We start from the raw sequence: 24,641 nt of genomic DNA, 5'->3' as shown, positions 1-24,641 counted from the left end.
CGGGTCCACGATGAGTGTCAGTGGGCGGCGAGAGGTGAGGTCGTCCGTCCTCTTGCCCGTACTCAGAGGTCGTCCACGTCGACCAGCCCGTCCTGGATGGCGCGGGCCACCAGGCTTGCCTTGGTCCGCGCGGGGCGCCCGACGTTCGCGTACTTGATCCGCACCCGGTCCAGATACGAGTTGACCGTCCGTACGGAGATGCCGAGACGCTGCGCGACCAACTCCTTCGACTCCGACTGGAACCACTCGATGAGCACGTTCTCCTCGCGCGCGGAGAGCAGGGGGCGGTCGGCGCGGGTGTTGGTTCCCAGCGCGCCGGCCAGCGCCGGCGGCATGTAGGGCCGCTCATCGGCCGCTGCCAGCGTCGCCTCGACCAGGTGCTCTCGGCCCTCGCTCTTGGTCAGAAAGGTCGCGGCTCCCAGGTCCAGGCAGCCGAGTGCTGTCTTCTCGTCATCCCGCATCGAATAGACGACCACCTGCCGCCCGGCGTCGACGAGTCTTCGAAGGCTGCCGAAGGCGAGGCCGCCCTCGCCCAGTTGCAGATCCAGGACGACCACATCGGCGGTGCTGCCCGGCGCAGTCCAGGCTTCCCGTACGGAGCCGCCGGCCGCGACCACGGTGATGGGCCGCCGCGATGCGGCGTACCACGCCTCTATGCCCGCGAGGATGGCGGGATGGTCGTCCACGACGACCACGCTCACTGGTGCGTTGTCACTCATGTCAGCTCAACTCCGGAGGCCGCCGGTCTTCTCCAGCCGGCCTCCACCCACACACTTCCACCGCGCGTTGTTCGGGCCACGGTCACCTCCGCGTCCGTGGCACGGCCGTGCGTTTGAGTGGCCTCTGCCGTGCCACGGCCGCCGGCGCAGTCCTCGCTGACCACGCTCACCCGGACCGCGCGGGGGGTCCACACGACCGTCACCCGCGCGGTCGAGCGGGTGCGGCCCAAAATCACCGCCACCGGGTCGACCAACTCCCTGCGCACCTCCACAGGCACCTCGCCAGAATGGCCTCGTACGGCCAGGCTCACCGTCACCCCTTGGTGTTCGGCCACCTCGACGCACGCCCGCAACTCGTTCAGCAGCGGGTCCAGGACGGCATCGCTCTCCGCGAACAGGCGGCGCATACGGGCGGCTTCCACGCCGCACCGCAGCCTGACTTCCTCGTCGTGCGGGCTCAGCACACCGTGGCCAAGGCCCACGAGCAGCGGCACTGTCGTCGCCGTCAGGGCGCGGTAGCGCTCCTTGTGATCACGCTGCATGTCCTCATGGATGCGTTCCCGGGTACGCAGTTCCTCCTCCTGTGCGGCCGCGGTCCCCGCTGCCGGCGCCATACCGTGGAGCAGGCGCGTCAGCAGTACAGCGACTGAGAGTTGGAAGCCGCAGATGGATACCGTGGAGATCCCCATGGCGGCCGACTCCGCGGCGGTTGGCGCCCCCGACAAGAACACAGCGGCCGCGTTGAGACCGATATGCGCCCCGAGGAACGCCGCGAACGCCCTGACCCGCAGGTCCGCCAGCAGGAACAGCGCATGCCAGCCGACCAGTCCGAACGCCCAGTCCTCGGCACCTGTCAACCGCTCCGGCGGGAGCGTGAACGCGCCTGTCGCCGAAACGGTCAGTACAGCGCCCAGGCTCCACCAGCGCACCCTCGGCGGTACCTGCCTGCCGCGCAGCAGATAGGCGGCCCCGGTCGCCGCGACGGCGGCGAGGCAGACGAAGGCCGCTGTCTGTGCCCACGCAGGGTGGTACACGCCCTGGTAGGCAGTGAGCTGGCGCAGCGAGATGGCGAACTGCGCCACCAGGCTGATCAGCAGCGCGGCCAGTTGGGCCCCGTAAAGCAGCTGCCCGCGGATGAGGCGGACGACAGCGGTGTGCTGTGCCTGGGCGCGGGGCGGGCGCGGTACGCCGTCGGTCACCTGCGCTCCGTCTGCTGCCTGTGACGCCCGAGCTTCTGCCCATGACGCCCGAGCCCGGCCGTGCCAGCGCCACTGCACGAGGGTCCCGGTGCCCGGACATGAGGTAACGGAAGCGGAGCCGCCGACCGCGTGCATCCTGCCGATGATGGAACCGGAGATGCCCCGGCGCCGTGCGGGGACGGACTGCGGATCGAAGCCCCGTCCCGCGTCGGACAGTTCGACGACGGCGCCGTCCTCCTCTGCCCATGCCCTGAGCTCTGCCTCCCGCACTCCGGCATGGCGTGCCACATTGGTGACGGCCTCCCGGACCCCGTTGAATATCGCGAGCCCGGGCCCGGACGGAATCGCGAGCGGGCCGTCGATGTGCGTCTTGAGCTGCACCCTGGCCTGTCCCTCACCCTCGGGCACACAGCCGAGAAGCTCCGCGAGGTCGACGCTCTCCGTCTCGAATCCGGGCATGGCGGACAATGCCTCCAGATCCTGTCTGGCACGTAGAGGCAGCCACGACCAGTCCCGGCCGTCGCCCTGGGAGACCATCAGCAGTGTCGCGCTCGCCGTGTCGTGCAGGGTCGCCAGGTACTCGCGCTCGGTTGCCCTCCGTGCGGCGGCTGCCTCGGCCTCCCGGCGCGACGCCGCCCTGGCCGCGGCCGACCGGTCAGCCGCCCTGGCCCGCGCCCGAACGATGAGGTAGGCGGCCCTCGACAGGCCCGCCTCGATCAGCATGCGCACCAGGGGTACCAACTCCGGGCTGTGTCCGGGCGAGGAGAGGACGTCGCCCAGCACGCAGACGACAGCCCCCAACGCGGCCAGGCCAACCCCGGCCACTGGGCGCGTCGCCCACTCGTGCTGGAAAGTGATGACGCTGATGCCGACAATCGCCTCCACCATCAGATCCGCGCCGTCGCCGCCGAGCACCGGCTGAGACAGTCCTGTCAGCACCAACACGGCCGCGTCCAACGCCCCCAGCAGGGCGAACGGGAGCGGGTGACGCAGCGCGTAGAGGCGCACACCGCAGGCCAGGACGGCGGGCACCAGCAGAGACATCGCCAGGGGAATCTCCGCCTCGTCCGCCGAGACGACACCCAGCGCACTGCCCAGGCAGACCACGGTGGACCGGAGCCACACCCCGTACCGCTCGAGGGTCAGGTTCAACAGGCGCTCACTGGACCTGGGCCCGTCTCCGGGCCCGTCTATCGGCTCAGCGGCCCCATCCCCGTTCCCCCCGTATCCCCCATGCCGCACAGCAACAAGGGTAGTTGATCCACGATCAAGGAAGAGCGCCCGTTCACCCCGGGCCTCGGTGCGATGAAGGCGTCGGGGTCGGCCTTCTGAATTCCAGCCGCCGAACGACAACTGACCTGCCCGCGTTTTGCAGCGGCAGTCGAGCTCAACGAGGTCACGGCTGTGAACGAGAGGCGGTCTCGGCCGCTGCCTTGCGCGTATTCCGGTGTGCGCGGCGGCCGTTCCTTGTGGGGCAAACGACCGGCACACTCAGCGACCGGGCCGGGCTACTGTGCCCGTCGTACGGGGCTGACACCGGCCGTGGCGGGCACGCATGACCTCACTTTCACTTTTCCGCTCATGACCCGGGCAGCCGACACCGGCAGGAGCATCCCGCATCGAACCAGTGATCCTCAGTTCACGCTGCTTCAGTCGCATCCGCAGTCCCGTCCTGCAGGAACTCGGGCAATCCGCCCGACAATCGGAAGGTGGAGCAGAGTTGATCAAAATCCGAAGCGGGCGCGCCAAGTCGGCTACGGCCACGGGGGCCCTTCTGGCCGGCCTCCTCGGCGGCGTCCTCGCCGGCGCGCCGTCCGCGACCGCGGCCACGGCTGCCTCCCCTTGCAGCTACGGGGCTACCATTTACAACAGAGTCACAAACCCCACCTCTTACAAGTACATCCCCTACGTCACCGGCGATGGGAGCAATTGCTGGCTGGACCGGGGGATGAGCAACACGGCAGTCCGCGCCCTTCAGAAGAACCTGAATTCCTGCTACGGATACGGCCTGGCAACGGATGGAGTCTTCGGAGGCCTCACCGAGTCGGCGCTCATCTCCGTTCAGAGGAGGGTGGGTGTCAGGGCGGACGGCGATTACGGCCCCAATACGCGGGATGCGATGGTGTGGGCGAACTACAGCATGGAAACCGGGGCGCGGATCAGCTGTAACTGACGAACAGCTGATCCGCCGCCCGGTTCCCGGCGTGGACATTCGGGACCGTTCGGTCCGTGCCCTGGCGAGGGGAAGGCGCGGCCCGGAATTGGGCGCCGCCGTTGTTCACAGCGGCGGCGTTCACTCGACCGCTTGCGCCGCCACCCGCGCGGCCCGAGCACCTGGGCCCGGCACCACCGCCTGCAACCCCATCCGGCAATGGGAGCGGGGAACTGCGCGACCAGCCCTCACGCGCCCGCAGCGAACACTCAACCCCCGGACGTGTCCAACTCCGCGTCCTCGCCGACTCCCGTGCAGTCGTACGGGTCCTTCAGCCAACCGTCCGGCAGAACAACCCTGTTGTTGCCGGACGTACGGCCGCGGGGCCCGTCCGCGCCCGTCGGCCACGCCTGGTCCAGGTCCAGCTCGTCGAGCCCGGAACGGAGTTCGGACAGCGACGACGTGATCGCGAGGCGCTTGCGCATCTCCGACCCCACCGCGAACCCCTTCAGGTACCAGGCCACATGCTTGCGGAAGTCGATGACTCCGCGCGCCTCGTCCCCGATCCACTCGCCGAGCAGGGCCGCGTGCCGGACCATGACGGACGCGACCTCCCGGAGGGTCGGACGGGCGTATTCGGCCGTACCCCCCTCGAACGCTGCCACCAGGTCAGAGAACAGCCACGGCCGACCGAGGCAACCCCGGCCGACCACCACCCCGTCGCAACCAGTCACCCGCACCATCCGCAGCGCGTCGTCCGCCGACCAGATGTCGCCGTTGCCGAGGACGGGAATCTCCGGCACGTGCTCCTTGAGGCGGGCGATCGCGTCCCAGTCCGCCGTACCGCCGTAGTGCTGCGCGGCCGTCCGGCCGTGGAGGGCGATCGCCGTCACGCCCTCCTCGACGGCGATCCGGCCCGCGTCCAGGTGCGTGATGTGGTCGTCGTCGATGCCCTTGCGCATCTTCATCGTGACCGGCAGGTCCCCCGCGCCGCTCACCGCCTCGCGCAGGATCGCGCGCAGCAGGTTGCGCTTGTACGGGAGGGCCGAGCCGCCGCCCTTGCGCGTCACCTTCGGTACCGGGCAACCGAAGTTGAGGTCGATGTGGTCGGCGAGGTCCTCCTCCGCGATCATGCGCACGGCCTTGCCGACGGTCGCCGGGTCGACCCCGTACAGCTGGATCGAGCGCGGAGTCTCCGAGGCGTCGAAGTGGATCAGCTGCATGGTCTTCTCGTTGCGTTCGACCAGCGCCCGCGTCGTGATCATCTCGCTGACGAACAGCCCCTTGCCGCCGGAGAACTCCCTGCACAGCGTGCGGAACGGCGCGTTCGTGATCCCGGCCATGGGGGCGAGGACGACAGGCGGCTGCACCGGGTGCGGGCCGATCGACAGCGTGGAGTTCAGGAGAGGTGTGGGCGTGGGCATGGCCCCATTGTCCCGTACGCCGACGAGCACGAGCCACAGCCTTCGGCCGCGACCGTCGCGCGATCGTTAGTTAGACGCACTACCGACATCGCGTACTCTGGAGCAATGCCCGAGCTCAGCCCTCGCCGCCGCATGCTGGTCCTCGCGATCTGCTGTTTGAGCCTGCTGATCGTGAGCCTCGACAACACCGTGCTGAACGTCGCGCTGCCCTCGATGCAGCGCGAACTGCAAGCGAGTACGTCCGGCCTCCAGTGGACGATCGACGCGTACACGCTGGTGCTGGCCTCGCTGCTGATGCTCGCGGGGTCGACGGCCGACCGTATCGGCCGCAAGCGGGTCTTCATGGCCGGGCTGGTCGTCTTCACGATCGGCTCGGTGCTGTGTTCCCTCGCGCCGAACCTCGAATCGCTCATCGTCTTCCGGATGGTGCAGGCGGTGGGCGGTTCGATGCTCAACCCGGTCGCGATGTCGATCATCACCAACACGTTCACGGATCCGCGCGAGCGCGCCCGCGCGATCGGGGTGTGGGGCGGTGTCGTCGGCATATCGATGGCGGCCGGCCCTCTGATCGGCGGCCTTCTCGTGGACTCGGTCGGCTGGCGCTCGATCTTCTGGATCAACCTCCCGGTGGGCCTGGCCGCCCTTCTGCTCACCTTCCGCTACGTCCCCGAGTCCCGCGCCCCGAAGGCCCGCCGCCCCGACCCGGTCGGCCAGCTCCTGGTGATCGCGCTGCTCGGCTCCCTGACGTACGCGATCATCGAGGCCCCCCACTCGGGCGCTCCCAAGGTCATCGCCTTCGGCGCCCTCGCCCTGACCGCCCTGCTGAGCCTCCTGTGGTACGAGCCGCGCCGCGCCGAACCCCTCATCGACCTGCGCTTCTTCCGTTCGGCGCCGTTCAGCGGGGCCACGGTTGTGGCAATCAGCGCGTTCGCGGCGCTCGGCGGGTTCCTCTTCCTCTCGACGCTCTATCTGCAGAACGTGCGCGGGCTCACCGCCCTGAGCGCGGGACTGTGGATGCTCCCGATGGCGGCCCTGACCTTCGTGTCCGCCCCGTTGTCCGGCCGCCTTGTCGGCAGCCGCGGCCCGCGCCTCTCCCTCCTGGTCGCCGGAGTGGCGATGACCGCGAGCGGGGTGCTCTTCGCCGCCTTCGAGGCCGAGACGTCGAACGTGACGCTTGTCATCGGCTACGTCCTCTTCGGCCTCGGCTTCGGCTTCGTCAACGCGCCCATCACCAACACCGCCGTCTCCGGCATGCCCCGCGCCCAGGCCGGTGTCGCCGCCGCGGTCGCCTCCACCAGCCGCCAGATCGGCCAGACCCTGGGTGTCGCCGTGATCGGCGCCGTACTCGCCGCGGGTGTGGGCTCGTCCCCGTACCGCGAGGTCTTCGTCCCGGCCGCCCGCCCCGGCTGGTGGATCATCGCGGCCTGCGGCCTCTCGGTCCTGCTCGTCGGCGCCCTGACGAGCGGCCGCTGGGCCCGCAGCACGGCCGAACGCACGGCGGAACGGCTGGAGTCGGCGGAGGTCAAGGCGCAGACGGACGTACTGGCCTGAGGCTCTCACCGACCTCCCTGAGCAGCGGAATGAAACTGCTGCTGACGTGTGCTCAAACGGGTTCTCGTGAAGGAGCCGCTCTGGGCAGTCTTTGGTGCCGCCGCATGTGTCCGCCAGCGTTTTCGCCGCCTCGGAATGAGAACGAATTTTCCGACATCGAATACGTGACCTTTACGAGCGAACCTCGTTGGATGCAGTGACCGAGTTGTCGGGGCAGATTTCGAGCAGGGGTGGGGGATGGACGGGCTACGGAAGACTCACTCTCGACATCGCACGAGCAGGGACACCACTGTCAGCGTCCAGCGCCAGCACTGGTACATCACGGCCTCCAGACGGGGCATCGGCCACGCGGCGAACCGGCATCGCTGCGATATCGTCATCGCCAACGCGGAATTGCCGTCCCCGTGGCTGGAACCGGTGGAGGATCTATTCGCGGTCACGCACGCCCCCTCATGCCGTCTGGGCAGACCGCGCCGCTGCAAGAAAGCACTGAAGGACGAGCTGACCGGCGGTAGCTGGTGAAGGTCACCCGCATCGCTTACAGCAACAACCTCAGCAGAGGGAAATACGGCCAACTCACCGAGCAAGCGCACCGGCTGGGTGTGGTGCGGGCGCTGGTGTGGCGCAGGTACGGGTCGGTCAACGGAGTTGGCATCTCAGACCGGCAGATCCGCGACCAGTGGCTGGCTGACGGCACAGCTACCGCATTCGGCGTACTGGCGAACGCGCGGAAGGAGACTGTGCGGGACGCAGTGGCCGACATCAAGGCATCCCGTGAAGCGGCAAAGGTACTCGTACGCAAAGCAATCCACCGCCGTTACCACACGGAGAAGGAGCTCAGGGACGCGTACACCGCGCTCAGGCACGACACTTGGACGAACGATCCATTCCTGTGCCGTCTCATGCGCAAACACTGGCGCCGTGGCGTCTCCCGCACCGTGAACCAGATCGTGGTGCGCTCCGACCAATACCGCACCTTCACCCTGGCCAAAGGGGGAAACGTCTGGCTCGCGGTTCCGTCCCTGGTGCGCCGGAAGATGATCAGCATTCCACTTACCACCACCGTCGCTCCCACCGGCACCCTGCGGCTCATCCTTCGCAACGGGCGCGTTGAAGTCCATTACGCCATCGACGCGCCCGACCTGCGCGAGATGCGTCCCTGTGGGGCGGCGAAGGTCGGTGTGGACAAGGGATACAGCGAGGTTCTCACCGACTCCGAGGGTAATCATCATGGTCAAGAACTCGGCAATCTGCTGCGGGCCGAGTCCGACTACCTCAAGACCAAGAACGCTCGCCGGGCCAAAATCCGAGCCGTCGTCGAAAGGGCCCGGAACGCCGGTGACCACGCGAAGGCCGACCGGATCGCGGCCAACAACCTCGGCACCATCAAGCGGGACAGGCGCCGCCGTCGGTTCGCATCCCGCGTGCGCACGGTGACCTTCACCGCCGTCCACGCCGTCGTGGACAAGGCGAGGCACATCGTCGCCGAGGACCTCAGCCGGCCCTTCGTGTCCCGGAAGAAACTGGGCAAGAACACCAACCGCCGCCTCGCCGCGTGGACGAAAGGCATCACGGCCGAGGCACTCACACACGTGTCAGAGCGCAGAGGTTCTGCGCTGACGCTGGTCAACGCGGCCTATACGTCACAAGTCGTCCCCTGTTGCCGGATCCTCGGCAAGCGTCAGGGGAACTGGCTTCACTGCACCCAGTGCGGGGACGTGTGGCAGGCAGACCACGCGGGAGCGATCAACGTCCTGGAACGAGACGGAGACCCTGACATCTCCCTGCACACACCGCACATGCGAGTAAGGCAGATCCTCCAGGAACGGGCCGATCGCCACCGGACCAGACTGCCGGTCCAGGACTCCAGCCCGCCAGGGCGGAGAGCGAAATATCCAATTTAGGCAAAGATGCCAACGAAATAAGGAAGCAGTGTGCAGCAAGACCAACATCAACTGCCCAACCATGAGCCGACTCCTCGAGGGAGGCGACCGGCCCGACTGTGCCGTAACTGATGCCCGCGAACCAGTGCGAGCCCCTCGGTCTGTCCGGCATTCTCAATCCTGCGCAACCAGAGAGGTGTTCCAGGAATGCCCATCGCCGGGAGGCGTCATGCTGGAGATCAACACGAGCAAGGTCAGCCGCTGGGATCAGCACGGCCGCGAGCACGTCGTACGGGTTCAACGCGCGGGGATGCAGCGCACCGTCAGATGCGATACGTGCGGCTGGAAGAAGGGCGCGCAGTTCCTGCCGTGGCTGAAGGCGGAGGAACACCTCGCGGAGGCTCATCAGGCGACGGTGGATCCGTCGGAGGGATAGCGGAACCGATCCCTACCGTGCCTGCCCGGCGCTCACCAGCCGACCGCGCAGGCGGGCCGCGTCCTGGGCGGGCGGCAGTCCGTACGCCCGTCGGTACTCGCGGTTGAACTGCGTCGCGCTCACATACCCGACCGCCTCCGCGACCAGCGCCGCCGTGGTGTCGCCGGCGAGCAGTCGGCGGCGGGCCTCCTGAAGTCGCAGATGCTTCTGGAAGCGCAACGGGCTCATGCCGGTGGCGGACTTGAAGTGGCGGTGCAGGGTGGCGGGGCTCATGTGGGCCACCGCCGCGATCTTCTCGATGCTGAGCGGCTCGGTGTAGTGCTCGCAGATCCACCTGGCCGCCGTGCGGACCCGGGCCGCTGGCGTGTCGGCAAGCGTGAAGTGGCGCAGGAGCGGGCCTAGGGGGCTGCCGAGCAGGCGGTAGAGGATCTCGCCCTCGATACGCGCCGCCAAGGGACGGATGTCGTCCGGGGTGTCGAGCAGCCGTACCCAACGGGTGACCGCGTCGAGGATCTCCGGGGTCATCGGTGCGGTGATCCGGCCGCCGGGTTCGGGCTCGGTGAGCGGGACGGGGTCCATGCCGTCCAGCTCCAGCAGGAGATCGGCGAGCGTCGGGCCGTCGAGCCGCAGCACGGCCGAACGGTACGGCAACCGCTCGAACGTGGCGGTCACCGGCAGCACGAGGGAGTTGAAGTAGATCTCCCCGCTCCCGGCCCTCCAGCTCCGGTCGCCCGCTACAGAGCTCTTGGAACCGTCGACGATGAAACAGATCATCGGCTCGTACAGCACGTCGACGGGGATGACGGGCTCGTCCAGCGTCACCAGCCGGAGGCGTGGCACCGCGGTGTCGGACCACATGTCGCTGCCGTGCCGGGCAATGGCCGACGCGAGCTCGTCGAGCATGGAGCGCTCCCTGGGTAGCGAGGTGCTGAGTGGGTTCCTGTGCCGGTTCCTGAGCGGGATCGGTGAGAGGATCAGGCAATCCTATGCGGTCTGCGCCCCATGACCTCGCGGTGCCCGCGCTCATAGCGTCGACGGCATGACACAGCAGGACAAGAACCAGAGCAGGAACCTGCCGAAGCGCAAGCTCGGCACGCAGGGCCTTGAGGCCGGGGCGATCGGTCTCGGCACGATGGGCATGACCATGGCGTACGGCGCCGGCGACGAACCCGGCGGCATCGCCACCATCCGCAGGGCGTACGACCTCGGCGTCACCCTCTTCGACACCGCCGAGCTGTACGGCATGGGCACCGGCAGCAACGAGCAACTGCTCGGCCGGGCCGTGAAGGACTTCCGCGACGACATCGTCCTCGCCACCAAGTTCGGCTTCGACATGAGCGTCCCGCAGAACGGCGCGGGCTTCGCGCTGAACAGCCGCCCGGACCACATCCGTGAGGTCACCGAGAACAGCCTGCGCCACCTCGGCACCGACCACATCGACGTCCTGTACCAACACCGGGTCGACCCTGACGTACCGATCGAGGACGTGGCGGGCGCCGTCGGCGAGCTGATCGCCGAAGGCAAGGTGCGGTACCTCGGGCTCAGCGAGGCCGGTCCGGACATCCTGCGGCGCGCCCATGCCGTCCACCCTGTGTCCGTGCTGCAGACCGAGTACTCGGTGTTCGAGCGGGCAGTCGAGGCCGAAGTACTGCCTGTGGTCCGCGAGTTGGGCATCGGTTTCGTACCGTACTCACCGCTGGGCCGCGGTTTCCTCACCGGCGCGGTGAAGCCCGCCGCCGATTACCCCGCGGACGACATGCGCAGCTGGGACGACCGCTGGCAGCCCGGCAACTACGAGAAGAACCTGGCCGCCATCCGCGAGCTGACCGCGCTGGCCGACGCCAAGGGCAGCACGGTCACGCAACTGGCGCTGGCCTGGCTGCTGGCCCAGGGCGACGACATCGTGCCCATCCCGGGCACCCGCAGCCCGCAGCGCCTCGCCGAGAACGTCGCGGCGGCGCATGTCACGCTCACGCCGCAGGACCTGGCCCGTGTCCAGGAGATCCTGCCGCAGGGCGCGGCCGGGTCCCGCTACCCCGAGGCGATCATGCCGTCCTGGTGAGGCCTCCAGGCCCTGGGCCCTCGCGGTGACGCTGCCGCTGGGCTCGGCAGTACGCCTGAGGGCGCCGGAACCCGTGGGTTCCGGCGCCCTTGGGCGTTCGTCGGGGTGGCTCCGCGGTTCGGCGACTGCGGGTCCGTCGTGGTTGCTCGCGCCCCGCGGCGGAGCCGCATATGTCACAGCCCCGCGCCCCTGAAAGACTGCGCCTCCCCGCGCCCCTGAGTGGGCCACACCCGAAGCCGCGCCCCTGAGTGGGCGCTCCCGAAGGGGCCCACCCGCTCACCGGCGCGGTCTCAGATCCGTACCTCGACCGTGCGGGCCATCGCGACTCAGCCCTGCCGCAGCGGCAGCGCCACGTCCACCACCGCCCGACCACTGTCGAACGTCCCGGTACGAGCCACCGAGCCGTTCAGCAGATCCGCCCGGTACAGCCGCTGCTTGCCGTCGACGCGCAGGACGGCGTACGCGGTGTTCGAGCCGGAACGGGTCGAGGTGTAGATGTCGAAGCCCGCGCTCGGGCCGGCGTCCACGCCCAGCTTGCCGGTGGACGCGAGGTTGCCGGCGTTGGCCGGGGACTGGACGGAGACCTGGTCGAGAGCCGTGTCCACGTCGAAGAGGGTGGTGGCGGTCGCCGCGGCGAGATCGTTGTTCGTGTACGCGGCGCCGGTCACCCCCTGCGCCGTGGCCCCGGTCGTGGCGGGCGGAACCGGCGGGTTGGTGAGCGTGCCGTCGACCGCGGTGGCGCCCGCGGCCGGAGCGCCGGCCGGGTCGTCGATGTTGTGACGGAGGTTCTGGCCGGTGTCGCTGATGACCCGCAGCCGGTTCGCGGCCGGGTTGAAGTCGACGCCGAAGGAATTGCCCTGCAGGGCCACACTCAGCTGCGAGACCTTGGTGGCCTTGGCGCCGATCTCGCGGATCCTGTAGACGCCGCCGCGGTCCCCGACGCCGTACAGCTTGCCGTTCTGTACGCGGTAGTCGATGCCGACCAACTTGCTGTCACCCTTGAGCCCGTTCACCTTGCCGAGCGGGAGGGTGCGGTTCGGCCGGTCGACACGGAACTTGACGAGCCGCTGGTTGTCGGTGAGCCCGATGGCACTGAGCCGCCCACCCGAGCCCGCCGGCAGCGCCCCGGCACCACCCTTGGCCTCGATCGCCGAAGAGGACGAGGCCGCCGCTGACGACGCGGCCCCCTGCTCCCCGTCACTCCCCGCGACACAGCCGACGGTTCCGATGGCCAGCGCCATGGTCGCGACGCCGATGATTGCCTGCTTACGCATTGATGCCCCCGTGAGAGGTTCACTGCGACCCACCCCCTGCGGGCCGCGTATGCCCACCTCTTCGGAACGGTTTGGGCCTTGGATTGCGAATCCGTCGGTTCTGTTACATCCGTTACGGACGAGACAGAACCGGGGCATTTGAAATCGCGCGGTTCGCCGCCCGGCAAGGGGCGGCGAACCGCGCGTTTCAGGGGCGCGGGGCTGTATCGATTTGCGGCTCCGCCGCGATGGGGGTTTCCCCCGCTCATGGGGGTCCCCCGCTCGAGCGGAGCCGAGCAGGGGCGGCGGGGGCGGCCTAACAGCCGATCAGCCGACTCGCCAGGTAACCCTCGATCTGGCCCAGCGAAACACGTTCCTGCTTCATCGAGTCTCGCTCACGCACAGTGACCGCGTCATCGTCGAGCGTGTCGAAGTCGACGGTCACACAGAACGGCGTACCGATCTCGTCCTGCCGCCGGTAACGGCGACCAATGGCCCCCGCGTCGTCGAACTCGATGTTCCAGTGCTGCCGGAGCGCAGAAGCCAGCCCCTTGGCCTTGGGGGAGAGCTCCGGGTTCCGCGAAAGCGGCAGCACCGCAACCTTGACCGGCGCAAGCCGCGGATCAAGCCGCAGCACGGTCCGCTTCTCCATCTTCCCCTTGGCGTTGGGCGCCTCGTCCTCGACGTACGCGTCCAGCAGGAACGCGAGCATCGCCCGCCCGACACCGGCCGCGGGCTCGATGACGTACGGAGTCCAGCGCTCGCCCGCCTCCTGGTCGAAGTAGGAGAGGTCCTGGCCGGAGGCCTTCGAGTGGGCACCGAGGTCGTAGTCGGTCCGGTTCGCGACGCCCTCCAGCTCACCCCACTCGTTGCCACCGAACTGGAAGCGGTACTCGATGTCCGCGGTGCGCTTCGAGTAGTGGGAGAGCTTCTCGGCCGGGTGCTCGTACCACCGCATGTTCTCCTCACGGAGGCCCAGGCCGGTGTACCAGTTCCAGCGCTGCTCCATCCAGTACTCGTGCCACTTCTCGTCCTCGCCCGGCTTGACGAAGAACTCCATCTCCATCTGCTCGAACTCGCGCGTACGGAAGATGAAGTTGCCCGGAGTGATCTCGTTCCGGAAGGACTTGCCCATCTGCGCGATGCCGAACGGCGGCTTGCGGCGCGAGGTCTGCTGGACCTGGGCGAAGTTGGTGAAGATGCCCTGCGCGGTCTCGGGCCGCAGGTAGGCGACGGAGCCGCTGTCCTGGGTGGGGCCGAGGTGCGTGGAGAGCAGCCCGGAGAACTGCTTGGGCTCGGTGAACTGGCCCTTGTTGCCGCAGTGCGGGCAGTTGACGTCGGCGAGGCCGTTCTCGGGCGGACGGCCGTGCTTGGCCTCGTACGCCTCCTCCAGGTGGTCCGCGCGGAACCGCTTGTGACAGGAGGTGCACTCGGTGAGTGGGTCGGTGAAGGTGGCGACGTGACCGGAGGCCACCCAGACCTCGGTCGCCAGGATCACCGAGGAGTCGATACCGACGACGTCCTCGCGCGACGTCACCATGTAGCGCCACCACTGGCGCTTGAGGTTCTCCTTGAGCTCGACACCCAGCGGCCCGTAGTCCCAGGCGGCGCGCTGGCCGCCGTAGATCTCACTGCACGGGTAGACGAAGCCACGGCGCTTGCTCAGGCTGACGATGGTGTCGATCTTGTCGGCGGCCACGGTGCTCTCTTCATTACGACGACGGCGAAAATTTGACTGGTGGGGCGCGAAGCGCCTCGATGAGGGGTGGTGGTCGGGTGACAGGCGGGCGGTTGCTTCAGGAGCGACTGCTTCAGGAGCAATTGCTTCAGGTGCGAATGCTTCAGATTACCGGCGGGCCCGCCCCCCGGATCAAATCGGTTCGGGGTCGCGGACCGACGGAGGGCCCAAGCGGGACTTACCCGGGCTTACCCGCCTCTTACCGGGACGCTTGTTGACAATCGTTTCCAGTTTTGTTGAAAATGGGTGTCATGAACGTACGACGACGCCTTGCCGCCTCTCGAATAAACACCGCCGGGACCGCGGCACTGGCGGCCACCGCCCTCGCGATCGGCACTCTCTCCGCCTGCTCCTCCGACTCCAACGCCGCCGAGGGCGAGGGTGGCGGGAAGCTCGACGTCGTGGCGTCGTTCTATCCGATGCAGTTCCTCGCGGAGCAGATCGGTGGGGACCACGTCAGTGTGACCTCCCTGACGGAGCCCGGCCAGGAGCCGCACGACCTGGAGATCAGCGCCCAGCAGACCGCGAAGCTCCAGGAAGCGGACGCGATTCTCTATCTGAAGGGCCTGCAGCCCTCCGTCGACGAGGCGGTCGGGCAGTCCGAGGTCAAGGCGAAGGTCGACGCGGCCACACTGACGAAGCTCGAGGACCTCGGCACCGAGGACGGTCACGAGCACGGCGAGGGGGAAGAGGAGCCCTCTGGCGAGGAGGAGTCGGCCCTCGATCCGCACGTCTGGCTGGACCCGGTGAAGTACGCCGAGATCGCCGAGGGCGTGGGCAAGGCCCTCGAGAAGCAGGACCCCGACAACGCGGCGGACTACAAGAAGAACACCGCGGACCTCGTGAAGAAGCTGGACGACCTCGACACGGCGTACGAGGACGGCCTCAAGAACACCAAGACGAAGGTCTTCTTCACCAACCACGCGGCCTTCGGCTACCTCGCCCAGCGCTACGGCCTGACCATGGAGGCCATCGCCGGCCTGGAGCCGGACAGCGAGCCGAGCGCGGCGCGGGTCAAGGAGCTCCAGGAGGAGGCGAAGGCGGACGGCGTCACCACCGTCTTCTACGAGACACTGGTCTCCGACAAGACCGCCAAGACCCTCGCCGCGGACGCCGGTCTCAAGACTGATGTACTCGACCCACTTGAGGGCATCACCGACAAGTCCAAGGGCGACGACTACCTCCAGGTCATGCAGGCGAACCTGACGGCTCTGGAGAAGGCTCTCGGCACGAAGTGATCGCGTTCAGTACACGCGAGACGAAGCAGCGAACGGAAGGCGCGAGCCATGAAGGCTGACCAGCCCGGGGAACCCGTCATCGCCCTGCGCGGTGTGACGGCCGAACTCGGCTCACGCCCCGTCCTGCGCGGCATCGACCTCACCGTGCACCACGGTGAGGTCGTCGCGCTGCTCGGTGCGAACGGCTCAGGCAAGTCCACGGCCGTCCGCACGGTCATCGGTCAAGTCCCGGTCACACGCGGCGAGATCGAGCTGTTCGGCACACCGCGGCGCCGTTTCCGCGACTGGGCGCGCGTGGGGTACGTACCGCAGCGCACGACGGCCGCCGGCGGGGTGCCCGCGACGGTGACCGAGGTGGTGTCGTCGGGGCGGCTGTCCCGGGCCCGCTTCGGAATCCTGCGCAAGGCGGACCGCGAGGCCGTCCACCAGGCCCTCGAACTGGTCGGCATGGCGGACCACGCCAAGCACTCCGTCAACGCGCTGTCGGGCGGCCAGCATCAGCGCGTGCTCATCGCCCGTGCCCTCGCAGCCCAGCCGGACCTGCTGATCATGGACGAGCCGATGGCGGGCGTCGATCTGGCCAGCCAGGAGGTGCTCGCCGAGACCCTGCGTGAGCAGGTCGGCCAGGGGACGTCCGTGCTCCTGGTGCTGCACGAGATGGGCCCGCTGGAGCCGTTGATCAACCGCGCGGTCGTCCTGCGCGACGGCTGCGTGGCCCACGACGGCCCGCCTCCGCCCGCGGTCGGCCAGCATGCGCTGCCCGGCCACGACCACGTACACCCGCACGCGTCGCACCACGACGAACCGGTCCGCACGGGCCTGCTGAGCTGAGGAACTGAAGGACCGGCCATGGACATCCTCGATTACGCCTTCATGCAGCGGGCCCTGCTCGCCGCCGTGCTCGTCGGCATCACCGCGCCCGCCGTCGGCATCTACCTCGTGCAGCGCCGCCAGGCCCTGATGGGCGACGGAATCGGCCATGTCGCGATGACAGGCGTGGGCCTCGGCTTCCTGCTGTCCTGGTCCCCGGTCTGGATGGCGACGCTCGTGTCGGTGGTGGGCGCGGTGCTGATGGAGCTGATCCGCTGGTACGGCAGGACGCGCGGCGACATCGCCCTCGCCATGCTCTTCTACGGCGGTATGGCGGGCGGCGTGATGCTCATCAACCTCGCGCCGGGCGGCTCCAACGCCAACCTGACCTCGTATCTCTTCGGTTCGCTGTCGACGGTGAGCCAGAGCGACGTGACGGCGATCTGCCTGCTGGCGGCTTTCGTGGTACTCGTCACTCTGGGCCTGCGCCGACAATTGTTCGCGGTGAGCCAGGACGAGGAGTTCGCGCGGGTGACCGGGCTGCCGGTCCGCGCCCTGAACCTCCTGACGGCGGTCACGGCGGCCGTCACGGTGACGGTCGCGATGCGGGTCGTCGGCCTGCTCCTGGTCTCCGCCCTGATGGTGGTGCCGGTCGCCGCCGCGCAGCAGCTGAGCCGCAGTTTCGCGGCCACCTTCGCGATCGCTGTGGCCATCGGTGTGAGCGTGACGATCGGCGGCACGGCCACCTCGTACTACCAGGACGTGCCGCCCGGCGCGACCATCGTCCTGCTGACCATCGGGGCGTTCATCGCGCTGACCGCACTGGCCACGCCGCTGAACCGGCGCCGGGCGCGGGCCATGGCGCAGACCGCCGGGGACCCGGCGGAGTGCGCGATTCCGGCCACCCGTGACGCCTCGGGGAAGGTCGGCGTCTGACTGCCCTCAGATCGGGCTGGCACAATGGCCCGGCGAGCCGCAGACAGAAGGAGGCAACGGTGACGACCGCTGGACCGCCCGTACGGGGCCGTTCGACCCGGCAGCGGGCTGCCGTGGCCGCGGCACTGGACGAGGTCGACGAGTTCCGCAGCGCGCAGGAACTCCACGACATGCTCAAGCACAAGGGCGACTCCGTAGGCCTCACCACGGTGTACCGCACGCTCCAGTCCCTGGCCGACGCGGGCGAGGTCGACGTCCTGCGCACGTCCGACGGCGAGTCGGTGTACCGCCGCTGCTCAACGGGCGAACACCATCACCACCTGGTCTGCCGCGTATGCGGCAAGGCGGTGGAGGTCGAGGGCCCCGCAGTCGAGAAGTGGGCGGAAGCGATCGCCACGGAGCACGGCTATGTGAACGTGGCCCACACGGTAGAGATCTTCGGTACTTGCGCGGAGTGCGGCGCCGCCGGCCGCTGAGGGGCAACGGTCTGGCGGGCGCTCGGTTTCGCCTGCGGGTTGTGGGATGGCTGGTCGCGCAGTTCCCCGCGCCCCTTAGGTCCATGCGGGTCGGGGCCGGGTCGGAAGTCTCCGTCCGCGGTGCGGCCGTTGCCATGGGCCCCGTCCCCTTCCGCGCCTGAACGACGGCAGGAGCGCCCCTTCAGGGGCCTTTAGGGGCGCGGGGCTGTATCAACTTGCGGCTCCGCCGCGATGGGGGTCCCCCCGCTCGAGCGGAGCCGAGAGTGGGGTAGCGACAAACCACAACCGACCCGCAGCCGTCGTACGGCCCGTCAAGGGGGTCTGGGGCGCAGCCCCAGAAAACCCCGCCCCCACCCCGGCAAGGGGCATCGCGGGGACGATCAACCGCTCTCAGGGCGCCCCTTCATCGCGGCCTCCATCGCCAGCAGCTCCTCGTTGGGAACCGCCCCGCCAAACCGCCGGTCGCGCTGCGCATACTCCACACACGCCCGCCACAGATCACGACGGTCAAAGTCCGGCCACAGCACGTCCTGAAAGACCATCTCGGCGTAACTCGACTGCCAGATCAGGTAGTTGGACGTACGCTGCTCACCACTGGGCCGAAGGAAGAGATCAACGTCCGGCATGTCCGGGTAGTACAGATACTTCTGCACGGTCTTCTCGGTGACCTTCTCCGGATCAAGCTTCCCGGAGGCAACGTCCGCGGCCAACGCCTTGGCCGCGTCAGCGAGTTCCGCCCGCCCGCCGTAGTTGACGCAGAAATAAAGCGTCATCGCATCGTTCCGCTTCGTCTGCTCCTGCGCGACCTGAAGCTCCTGGACGACGGACTTCCACAGCTTGGGCATCCGGCCGACCCAGCGGATCCGGATCCCCAGCTCGTCCATCTCGTCCCGCCGACGCCGGATGACATCCCGGTTGAAGTTCATGAGGAAACGGACCTCGTCGGGCGACCGCTTCCAGTTCTCGGTCGAGAAGGCGTACAGGGAGAGGTTCTTGACCCCCATCTCGATGCAGCCCTTGAGTACGTCCAGAACGACGCCCTCACCGACCCGGTGCCCCTCGGTCCGCGGCAGCCCCCGCTCCTTGGCCCACCGCCCGTTCCCGTCCATGACAACCGCCACATGGTTCGGGATCAGCTCACCGGGAAGCTTCGGCGCGCGGGCGCCGGACGGATGCGGCTCCGGCGTCTTGTACTCGCGGCGCTGGCGCCCCAGTATCCCGCGTACCACCATGTGCTTCTCGTCTCCTAGATCTTGTACTTCTGTAGTGCTTCTACGCCGCTACTTCTCGACGTAACGCAGCGACCGCAACCCGCGCTCCAGGTGCCAGTGCAGATAGGCCGACACCAGCCCACTGCCCTCTCGGACGTACCGCGACTCGCACGCGTCGGCCGTGGCCCAGTCCCCCGTCAGCAGCGCACCGAGCAGTTCGAGGGCCTGCGCCGAGGGTACGACGCTGCCGGGCACCCGGCAGTCCACGCAGACGGAACCTCCCGCGGAGACCGAGAAGAACCGGTTCGGTCCCGCCATCCCGCACTTCGCGCAGTCGCTGAAACTGGGCGCGTACCCGTTCACGGCAAGGGAGCGCAGCAGAAAGGCGTCGAGAACGAGATGCGGTTCGTGCTCCCCGCGGGCCAGCGTCCGCAGCCCGCCGACGAGCAGCAGATACTGCTGCACGGCCGGTTCGCCCTCGTGGTCCGTGAACCGCTCGGCCGTCTCCAGCATGGCCGTCCCGGCGGTGTAGCGGGCGTAGTCGGAGACGATCCCGCCACCGTACGGAGCGATCGTCTCGCTCTGCGTGCACAGCGGCAGCCCGCGCCCCACCAGCTCGCTCCCGCGCGCGAAGAACTGCACGTCCACATGCGAGAACGGTTCGAGCCGCGCCCCGAACTTCGACTTCGTACGCCGCACTCCACGGGCCACGGCCCGCACGCGCCCATGCCCACGAGTGAGCAACGTGATGATGCGGTCGGCTTCGCCGAGCTTTTGCGTCCGCAGGACGACGCCGTCATCCCGAAAAAGACTCATCGCGCACCCCCGTGGGTACACAGTCGTCCCGGAAGAGACTCATCGCGTGCCTCCGCAGCCCATACCCATGGGGTCCATTCTCGCGTACGGAGTCAGCGTGTGTGGTCGGGGTGGCTGATCGCTTCCCAGGGCGCCATGTTCCAGGGGCTGGCCCTGTTCATCGGGTCCAGCAGGGCTTGCAGGTGGGCGTCGGACACTTCCTGCGGGGCCGGGAAGTCCGTGTCCGAGGTTCCCTGGAGGCCCTCGAGCCACACCATCCGCCCCAGCTGGTAGTGCTCGGCGTACTCCTTCCAGGAGCCGTACGAGCGCACCACCGCCGGCACGATGTTCTTGAGCGCGGTCCACGCCTCGGCCTCGCTCAGCATCCCGCAGGCGAAGCCCCGCCGGGAGATGTCCACGTACAGCCCGGCGTCCCACGCCAGCGGTTCGACACCGAGCCGCAGCCGCGCCCGCGCGCGGTAGCCGCTCCGCGCGAGACCGTCGAGCCGGCCGGCCAGCGCCTCACGCGAGGTGATCTCCCACTGGTCGGCCAGCCACCGCCGGGCCTTCTCGTCGTCGATGCGGGTGAAGGGGTACAGCGTCGTACGCGAGGCGTCCCGGTCGCGGTGCACGGGAGCGCTCAGCGACACCATCCACAGCTGGTGCATGGTGAGCGGCACGGGGTACTTGCGAGCCGTTCTCGGCTTGCGAAGGTTCCGTATCGGGTTCCATATCGCCATGCGCCCGCACCCTATGTCACACGGATCTCCCCACGGCTACCACCTGTCACGCTTCAAGGGACCTCCCCGCGGCTGCGTGCGTTCGCATACGCCGTAGCCGCGCGGAGGCGTTCCGCTTGGGTGGCCGTGCGGACCGAGCCCGGTTCGCAGTCCCACTCGCGTCCGCCGCCGATCGGTCTGAGCTGTACGTACGGTCCCTCGTGTCCCATCACCACGCCCACCTTCCCCGTCTTCGTATCGAAGGCATACGCCCCGATCGGCAGCGTCACCGGATCACCGCCGCGAGCCGTGCCGCCGTCTCGACGGAACACCGCCACAATTCGATGAGCGGGCAAGGCGTCTCCCGCGCCAGACTTGCCGGGTCGATCCGGAGTGTCGGCAACTTAATTCCTGCGTTCGCGAGTGCTTCGCGCAACTCTTTCACCGTTTCCTCCGCCTCCTCGACGCATCGCGTCGAGTGCCGTACGCCGCGACCTTCATAGTCAGCCATCGTGGTGGTCCCCCAGCTTTTGGATTTCACGCTTTCCATCTCCACGGTGACGCTGGCCGCTTAGACTTTGGAAGACCTCTACGCTCAGCAACGACGGTGCAGTACAAGGGGGTTGGCCATGGCCAATGGTTCGCGTCAGGCAGCCTGGGAGTTCTTCGGCACGGAGCTGAAGCGGCGGCGAGAGGAAGCCGGATTCACTCAGTCCGACTTGGGTTCTCGCGTTTTTGTGTCGGGCGGCTACATTGGGCAATTCGAACAGGCTATTCGGAAGCCGCAGTTGGATGTGGCGCAGAGGATCGATGAGGTTCTACAAACCGAGGGTTTTTTCGAGCGGACGTGGCGAAAGCTCATCGATGAGAGGCGGTACGCGGATTACTTCGCGGAGGTCGTCGAACTGGAGCGGCTCGCCACGAAGATCTGCGAGTTCGCGCCGACACTGGTGCCAGGGGCCTGCTGCAGACCGCCGAGTACGCACGTGCGGTCACGCTCGCGGCCAACCCTTTCGTGACGGACGAGTACGTGGACGAGACGGTGGCCGCCCGACTCGAGCGGGCGTGCATCCTCAGCGACGCTACAAGGCCCGAGTATTGGGCGGTGTTGCACGAGAACACTCTGCGTATCCCGGTGGGCGGCCCGGCAGCGATGGCCAGGCAACTCGACCGCATCGCGACGCTGATGCGGGAGCGCAAGGTGGTGGTGCAGGTGCTGCCGTATGCGCACGGAGCCCACGCCTCCATGACCGGCGATCTGCGGCTCATGGAGTTCGAGGACGCCCCGCCAACCGCCTATACAGAGACGTCGTTTTCGGGAACGCTCGTCGACGATCCGGCAGTGGTGAAGCGGGCACAGCGCGCATACGATCTGCTCAGGGGCGCCGCGCTGTCGCCGGAGGCGTCCCTGGCTCTGATCGAATCGGCGGCTGAGGACTACAGACGATGCGCAAGTACGACCTGAGCAACGCCCGCTGGCGCAAGAGCAGTTACAGCAACGGCGAAGGCGGCAACTGCGTCGAGGTGGCCGACGGACTCCCCGGCATCGTCCCCGTCCGGGACAGCAAGGTCATGGACGGGCCCGTGCTGGTGATCGGTGCGGCAGCCTGGACGGAGTTCATCGGCGCCGTAGCGGAGTAAGCGTGCCGCAAGCTCTCAAGTGAACGCTTGGGCCGCCCGCTTCTTGACCAGTGTCGTGCTTCCACGGCCCGAGTAAAGGGCTCCCCAGGAACGGCTACGGACGGGTGGGCCCCACCGAGCCGGGAGCGCCTCCCCCGCTCCCGGTCAACCAACCTTGCGCAACTCCCCGTCACCGAAGACCGCGACCATAACCAGACTGCCGCCGAGTGCCTCGACGTACCGGGCCACGACGTCCGTACCGGAGACCTGCCCGCTCTCGATCTGCGAGATCCGCCCTTTGCTCACGCCCATGCGCTCGGCCACCTGCGCCTGGGTGAACCCGCGTTCCTGACGCATGTCGACCAGCCGCCACGCCCGAGCCTCGGTGAGCATGCGCTGGGCGCCCTCGAGAAACGCGTCCCGGTTACCCGCCAACTCCTCGGCCCGCTCTCGATGCCCACTGGCCGACCACTTGATGTATCCGCTCACTTCCCCGACTCCTTCATCCGCTCAGCCAAGTACTCCGCATACCGAAGCTCGGCCAGCGGGATCGCCTCGTCGTACCAGGCCGTCCAGTTCCCCGCCTTGTCTCCAGCCACCAGAAGGATCGCGGAGCGCCACGGGTCGAACATGAACAGGACGCGCACCTCACTCCGCCCCGCCGATCCTGGACGAAGCTCCTTGAGGTTGTGCAGCGTCGATCCCTTGATCCGATCGACCAGAGGGCGCCCCCTCGGCGGGCCCGTGGCAGGCGAGGATCCAGATCGCTTGGTTCACCAGCACGTACGAGAGCGGGTCGGCCTTCTCCAGGTCGTGTAGCCATTGATCCACCTCGTCGGTCAGGTAGACGTCCCACTGCTCTTCCACCTTCAATCCCTTCGCGAGTTTAGCATTTACTAAACCCACTGGCAGATGGGGCCGCCACCCCGAACCCGGAGCTTTCACTCGTACGAGGCGATCCCTCCAAATGACGGCGCAGTGGCTCAGAGTCCGGCTCCAGCCCCGGCGCGCAAGAGATCCCTCAGTCGCGCACCGGAAAGTACTGCCGAGGCGTGACGCCGACCACCCGCCGAAACGCCGCGACGAACGAGCTGGCGGAGCCGTAACCGACCCTCCGGGCCACCGCCTCCACCGTCATGCCTTCGGCGAGCAACGGCATCGCGGACTGCATACGCAGCTGCTCGCGCCACTGGCCGAAGGCCAGCCCGGTTTCGGCGACGAACAGCCGGGCCAACGTCCGTGCGCTGGCGCCGACTTCCCTACCCCAAGCCTCCAAGGGCCGTCCGTCCGCAGGGTCTTGGACGAGCGCCCGCGCCACCGTCCACGCCCGCGGATCGCGTGGCTCGGTCACCGACACGCTCGTCACCGGCACGGGGTGCAGCACATCGAGGAGTACGGCCTCCGCACGCGACCGTGCCTCCGGGGCGAGGCCGGTCCGTCCCAGGTGGTCGATGAGCGCCTGGAGCAACGGGCCCGCGGCGACCACTGTGGGCTCGGGCCACCGGATCTCCGGGGACGCGGCGGGGTCGGCGTACGCGCTGCGCATGACCGTGTCGCCCGCGGACTCGGTCGTATGGGGTACCCAGGCCGGGATCCACAGGGCCAGCGAGGGCGGCAGCAGCCAGGCGCCGCGTTCGCTGCTGACGCGCAGCAACCCCTTTGCGGCCCAGGCGAGTTGGTGGAAGGTGTGCCAGTGCCGGGCGTATGTCGTGCCCCTCGGCATGGTGAAGTGGCCGATGAAGATCGCGGTGGTGGTCGCGGTGGCGGCCGGTTGTCCGTCTGGCGACATGGGACGGCAGCGTAGCCCGTGTCGGACACGGCGGCTCCGCTCATACCGTCGCCGTATGCCGATGAATCTCATGCACCGCAGACTGTGCAGCTCCGAGAAGTGGGCTCAGACCACCAAGGACCACATCCTCCCGTGGACTCTCGACGGCGTGGACCTGGGATACGACGTACTGGAGATCGGTCCTGGTTACGGCGCCAATCTCCGCGTACTGATCGAGCAGGCGCCCCGTGTCACCGCCGCGGAGATCGACGAGTCCACCGCGGCCCTGCTGGAGCAGAAGTGGGGAGACAGGGCACGCATCCTGCACGCGGACGGAGCGGCGGTCCCCGTACCCGACGAGAGCTTCTCCTCGGTCGTGTGCTTCGTCATGCTGCACCACGTGCCGACGGCCGCCCACCAGGACCGGATCTTCGCGGAGGCGTACCGCGTGCTGCGCCCCGGCGGCGTCTTCGCCGGCTGCGACAGCCAGCCGAGTTTCGGCTTCCGGCTGCTCCACTTCCGCGACACGATGAACACCCTGGAGCCGGCCGGCCTCCCGGACCGCCTGACGAAGGCCGGCTTCACCGACGTATCGGTGCAGCGGCACCCGGAGTCGGGCGCCCTCCGCTTCCGGGCCAGGCGTCCCTGAAC

Annotated in this window: 25 protein-coding genes and 1 pseudogene; 12 read left to right on the top strand and 14 right to left on the bottom strand. The window is 68.3% G+C overall.

Annotated elements, in window-relative coordinates; all coding sequences use genetic code 11:
- Positions 1-62 precede the first annotated feature (62 nt).
- Together ACFYO0_RS07295 and ACFYO0_RS07290 are read right to left on the bottom strand one after the other, a co-directional pair.
- Positions 63-719 carry a response regulator gene (locus ACFYO0_RS07295; protein ID WP_388671985.1) on the bottom strand — a complete coding sequence of 219 codons (657 nt, stop codon included), beginning with the start codon at positions 717-719 and terminating at the stop codon, positions 63-65.
- Positions 716-3,070 carry a sensor histidine kinase gene (locus ACFYO0_RS07290; protein ID WP_388671982.1) on the bottom strand — a complete coding sequence of 785 codons (2,355 nt, stop codon included), beginning with the start codon at positions 3,068-3,070 and terminating at the stop codon, positions 716-718. Before ACFYO0_RS07290 ends, ACFYO0_RS07295 begins: the two co-directional genes overlap by 4 nt.
- Positions 3,071-3,638: 568 nt before the next feature.
- Between ACFYO0_RS07290 and ACFYO0_RS07285 the strand changes: the two genes are divergently transcribed.
- Positions 3,639-4,091 (top strand): peptidoglycan-binding protein, encoded by a 453-nt coding sequence (locus tag ACFYO0_RS07285; RefSeq protein ID WP_388671979.1) that lies wholly within the window; start codon positions 3,639-3,641, stop codon positions 4,089-4,091.
- 248 nt (positions 4,092-4,339) lie between these two features.
- Here the strand turns inward: ACFYO0_RS07285 and dusB are convergent, their stop codons facing one another.
- Positions 4,340-5,494: a tRNA dihydrouridine synthase DusB gene (gene dusB / locus ACFYO0_RS07280; RefSeq protein WP_388671976.1), complete on the bottom strand. Its 1,155-nt coding sequence runs from the start codon at positions 5,492-5,494 to the stop codon at positions 4,340-4,342.
- Between the two features lie 105 nt (positions 5,495-5,599).
- Between dusB and ACFYO0_RS07275 the strand changes: the two genes are divergently transcribed.
- From ACFYO0_RS07275 to ACFYO0_RS07265, 3 genes are all read left to right on the top strand, one after another.
- Positions 5,600-7,045, top strand: coding sequence for an MFS transporter (locus ACFYO0_RS07275; RefSeq protein WP_388671973.1), 1,446 nt, complete (start codon positions 5,600-5,602; stop codon positions 7,043-7,045).
- Between the two features lie 518 nt (positions 7,046-7,563).
- Positions 7,564-8,949, top strand: a complete 1,386-nt coding sequence (locus ACFYO0_RS07270) for a zinc ribbon domain-containing protein (RefSeq protein ID WP_388671970.1) — start codon at positions 7,564-7,566, stop codon at positions 8,947-8,949.
- Between the two features lie 208 nt (positions 8,950-9,157).
- Complete coding sequence (locus ACFYO0_RS07265; RefSeq protein WP_344395465.1) at positions 9,158-9,364, top strand: hypothetical protein; 207 nt, start codon at positions 9,158-9,160, stop codon at positions 9,362-9,364.
- 12 nt (positions 9,365-9,376) lie between these two features.
- On the opposite strand, the gene ACFYO0_RS07260 is transcribed toward ACFYO0_RS07265, so the two are convergent.
- Positions 9,377-10,267: an AraC family transcriptional regulator N-terminal domain-containing protein gene (locus ACFYO0_RS07260; protein WP_388671967.1), complete on the bottom strand. Its 891-nt coding sequence runs from the start codon at positions 10,265-10,267 to the stop codon at positions 9,377-9,379.
- Between the two features lie 136 nt (positions 10,268-10,403).
- Between ACFYO0_RS07260 and ACFYO0_RS07255 the strand changes: the two genes are divergently transcribed.
- A complete protein-coding gene (locus ACFYO0_RS07255) occupies positions 10,404-11,426 on the top strand; it encodes an aldo/keto reductase (RefSeq protein ID WP_388671964.1) in 1,023 nt (340 codons plus the stop codon).
- Positions 11,427-11,752: 326 nt separating this feature from the next.
- Here the strand turns inward: ACFYO0_RS07255 and ACFYO0_RS07250 are convergent, their stop codons facing one another.
- Positions 11,753-12,700: a DUF4394 domain-containing protein gene (locus ACFYO0_RS07250; RefSeq protein ID WP_388671961.1), complete on the bottom strand. Its 948-nt coding sequence runs from the start codon at positions 12,698-12,700 to the stop codon at positions 11,753-11,755.
- A 295-nt stretch (positions 12,701-12,995) separates the two neighbouring features.
- A complete protein-coding gene (locus ACFYO0_RS07245; protein ID WP_388671958.1) occupies positions 12,996-14,378 on the bottom strand; it encodes a glycine--tRNA ligase in 1,383 nt (460 codons plus the stop codon).
- A gap of 290 nt (positions 14,379-14,668) precedes the next feature.
- On the opposite strand from ACFYO0_RS07245, the gene ACFYO0_RS07240 reads away from it, so the two are divergent.
- From ACFYO0_RS07240 to ACFYO0_RS07225, 4 genes are read left to right on the top strand one after another with little or no spacing between them, the layout of a single operon-like run.
- Positions 14,669-15,655: a metal ABC transporter solute-binding protein, Zn/Mn family gene (locus ACFYO0_RS07240; RefSeq protein WP_388671955.1), complete on the top strand. Its 987-nt coding sequence runs from the start codon at positions 14,669-14,671 to the stop codon at positions 15,653-15,655.
- Between the two features lie 48 nt (positions 15,656-15,703).
- A complete protein-coding gene (locus ACFYO0_RS07235; protein ID WP_388671952.1) occupies positions 15,704-16,486 on the top strand; it encodes a metal ABC transporter ATP-binding protein in 783 nt (260 codons plus the stop codon).
- 18 nt (positions 16,487-16,504) lie between these two features.
- Complete coding sequence (locus ACFYO0_RS07230; RefSeq protein WP_388671949.1) at positions 16,505-17,401, top strand: metal ABC transporter permease; 897 nt, start codon at positions 16,505-16,507, stop codon at positions 17,399-17,401.
- 59 nt (positions 17,402-17,460) lie between these two features.
- Positions 17,461-17,877 carry a Fur family transcriptional regulator gene (locus ACFYO0_RS07225; RefSeq protein WP_388671945.1) on the top strand — a complete coding sequence of 139 codons (417 nt, stop codon included), beginning with the start codon at positions 17,461-17,463 and terminating at the stop codon, positions 17,875-17,877.
- Positions 17,878-18,257: 380 nt separating this feature from the next.
- Here ACFYO0_RS07225 and ACFYO0_RS07220 read toward each other — a convergent pair whose 3' ends face one another.
- The 4 genes from ACFYO0_RS07220 to ACFYO0_RS07205 all read right to left on the bottom strand — a co-directional run bounded on the left by ACFYO0_RS07220 (position 18,258) and on the right by ACFYO0_RS07205 (position 21,158).
- The gene (locus ACFYO0_RS07220) at positions 18,258-19,109 is read right to left on the bottom strand and encodes an isoprenyl transferase (protein WP_388671942.1); all 852 of its coding nucleotides are present in this window, start codon (positions 19,107-19,109) and stop codon (positions 18,258-18,260) included.
- Positions 19,110-19,157: 48 nt separating this feature from the next.
- The gene (gene recO, locus ACFYO0_RS07215; protein ID WP_388671939.1) at positions 19,158-19,904 is read right to left on the bottom strand and encodes a DNA repair protein RecO; all 747 of its coding nucleotides are present in this window, start codon (positions 19,902-19,904) and stop codon (positions 19,158-19,160) included.
- Between the two features lie 92 nt (positions 19,905-19,996).
- Entirely contained in the window at positions 19,997-20,623 is a 627-nt protein-coding gene (locus tag ACFYO0_RS07210) for a DUF1266 domain-containing protein (protein WP_388671936.1), read from the bottom strand.
- A gap of 265 nt (positions 20,624-20,888) precedes the next feature.
- Positions 20,889-21,158: a hypothetical protein gene (locus ACFYO0_RS07205; protein WP_388671933.1), complete on the bottom strand. Its 270-nt coding sequence runs from the start codon at positions 21,156-21,158 to the stop codon at positions 20,889-20,891.
- A 73-nt stretch (positions 21,159-21,231) separates the two neighbouring features.
- On the opposite strand from ACFYO0_RS07205, the pseudogene ACFYO0_RS07200 reads away from it, so the two are divergent.
- Together ACFYO0_RS07200 and ACFYO0_RS07195 are read left to right on the top strand one after the other, a co-directional pair.
- A pseudogene (locus ACFYO0_RS07200) lies at positions 21,232-22,067 on the top strand (helix-turn-helix transcriptional regulator).
- On the top strand, positions 22,049-22,243 hold the full coding sequence (locus ACFYO0_RS07195) for a DUF397 domain-containing protein (RefSeq protein WP_388671930.1): 195 nt from the start codon (positions 22,049-22,051) through the stop codon (positions 22,241-22,243). The pseudogene ACFYO0_RS07200 and the gene ACFYO0_RS07195 overlap by 19 nt, the downstream one beginning before the upstream one ends.
- Positions 22,244-22,387: 144 nt before the next feature.
- Here the strand turns inward: ACFYO0_RS07195 and ACFYO0_RS07190 are convergent, their stop codons facing one another.
- The 4 genes from ACFYO0_RS07190 to ACFYO0_RS07175 all read right to left on the bottom strand — a co-directional run bounded on the left by ACFYO0_RS07190 (position 22,388) and on the right by ACFYO0_RS07175 (position 24,011).
- Positions 22,388-22,711 (bottom strand): helix-turn-helix domain-containing protein, encoded by a 324-nt coding sequence (locus tag ACFYO0_RS07190; RefSeq protein ID WP_388671927.1) that lies wholly within the window; start codon positions 22,709-22,711, stop codon positions 22,388-22,390.
- A complete protein-coding gene (locus tag ACFYO0_RS07185; protein ID WP_388672752.1) occupies positions 22,708-22,917 on the bottom strand; it encodes a type II toxin-antitoxin system RelE/ParE family toxin in 210 nt (69 codons plus the stop codon). The genes ACFYO0_RS07190 and ACFYO0_RS07185 overlap by 4 nt, the downstream gene beginning before the upstream one ends.
- Positions 22,871-23,089 carry a hypothetical protein gene (locus ACFYO0_RS07180; RefSeq protein WP_388671924.1) on the bottom strand — a complete coding sequence of 73 codons (219 nt, stop codon included), beginning with the start codon at positions 23,087-23,089 and terminating at the stop codon, positions 22,871-22,873. The genes ACFYO0_RS07185 and ACFYO0_RS07180 overlap by 47 nt, the downstream gene beginning before the upstream one ends.
- A gap of 154 nt (positions 23,090-23,243) precedes the next feature.
- On the bottom strand, positions 23,244-24,011 hold the full coding sequence (locus ACFYO0_RS07175) for an AraC family transcriptional regulator (RefSeq protein ID WP_388671921.1): 768 nt from the start codon (positions 24,009-24,011) through the stop codon (positions 23,244-23,246).
- A gap of 55 nt (positions 24,012-24,066) precedes the next feature.
- On the opposite strand from ACFYO0_RS07175, the gene ACFYO0_RS07170 reads away from it, so the two are divergent.
- Positions 24,067-24,639 (top strand): class I SAM-dependent methyltransferase, encoded by a 573-nt coding sequence (locus tag ACFYO0_RS07170; RefSeq protein WP_388671918.1) that lies wholly within the window; start codon positions 24,067-24,069, stop codon positions 24,637-24,639.
- Positions 24,640-24,641: the final 2 nt, after the last annotated feature.

The sequence above is a fragment of the Streptomyces sp. NPDC006365 genome, from assembly GCF_042870755.1.
Lineage (GTDB): Bacteria > Actinomycetota > Actinomycetes > Streptomycetales > Streptomycetaceae > Streptomyces > Streptomyces xiangluensis.
The sequence above is the reverse complement of the archived record's forward strand: the minus strand, read 5'-3'. Positions and strand labels throughout refer to the sequence as shown.

Coding starts and splice junctions, on each gene's coding strand:
- ACFYO0_RS07295 (WP_388671985.1), bottom strand. CDS start 719: ATGAGTGACAACGCACCAGTGAGCGTGGTCGTCGTGGACGACCATCCC.
- dusB (WP_388671976.1), bottom strand. CDS start 5,494: ATGCCCACGCCCACACCTCTCCTGAACTCCACGCTGTCGATCGGCCCG.
- ACFYO0_RS07275 (WP_388671973.1), top strand. CDS start 5,600: ATGCCCGAGCTCAGCCCTCGCCGCCGCATGCTGGTCCTCGCGATCTGC.
- ACFYO0_RS07265 (WP_344395465.1), top strand. CDS start 9,158: ATGCTGGAGATCAACACGAGCAAGGTCAGCCGCTGGGATCAGCACGGC.
- ACFYO0_RS07260 (WP_388671967.1), bottom strand. CDS start 10,267: ATGCTCGACGAGCTCGCGTCGGCCATTGCCCGGCACGGCAGCGACATG.
- ACFYO0_RS07255 (WP_388671964.1), top strand. CDS start 10,404: ATGACACAGCAGGACAAGAACCAGAGCAGGAACCTGCCGAAGCGCAAG.
- ACFYO0_RS07250 (WP_388671961.1), bottom strand. CDS start 12,700: ATGCGTAAGCAGGCAATCATCGGCGTCGCGACCATGGCGCTGGCCATC.
- ACFYO0_RS07240 (WP_388671955.1), top strand. CDS start 14,669: ATGAACGTACGACGACGCCTTGCCGCCTCTCGAATAAACACCGCCGGG.
- ACFYO0_RS07235 (WP_388671952.1), top strand. CDS start 15,704: ATGAAGGCTGACCAGCCCGGGGAACCCGTCATCGCCCTGCGCGGTGTG.
- ACFYO0_RS07230 (WP_388671949.1), top strand. CDS start 16,505: ATGGACATCCTCGATTACGCCTTCATGCAGCGGGCCCTGCTCGCCGCC.
- ACFYO0_RS07220 (WP_388671942.1), bottom strand. CDS start 19,109: ATGGTGGTACGCGGGATACTGGGGCGCCAGCGCCGCGAGTACAAGACG.
- recO (WP_388671939.1), bottom strand. CDS start 19,904: ATGAGTCTTTTTCGGGATGACGGCGTCGTCCTGCGGACGCAAAAGCTC.
- ACFYO0_RS07210 (WP_388671936.1), bottom strand. CDS start 20,623: ATGGCGATATGGAACCCGATACGGAACCTTCGCAAGCCGAGAACGGCT.
- ACFYO0_RS07195 (WP_388671930.1), top strand. CDS start 22,049: ATGCGCAAGTACGACCTGAGCAACGCCCGCTGGCGCAAGAGCAGTTAC.
- ACFYO0_RS07175 (WP_388671921.1), bottom strand. CDS start 24,011: ATGTCGCCAGACGGACAACCGGCCGCCACCGCGACCACCACCGCGATC.
- ACFYO0_RS07170 (WP_388671918.1), top strand. CDS start 24,067: ATGCCGATGAATCTCATGCACCGCAGACTGTGCAGCTCCGAGAAGTGG.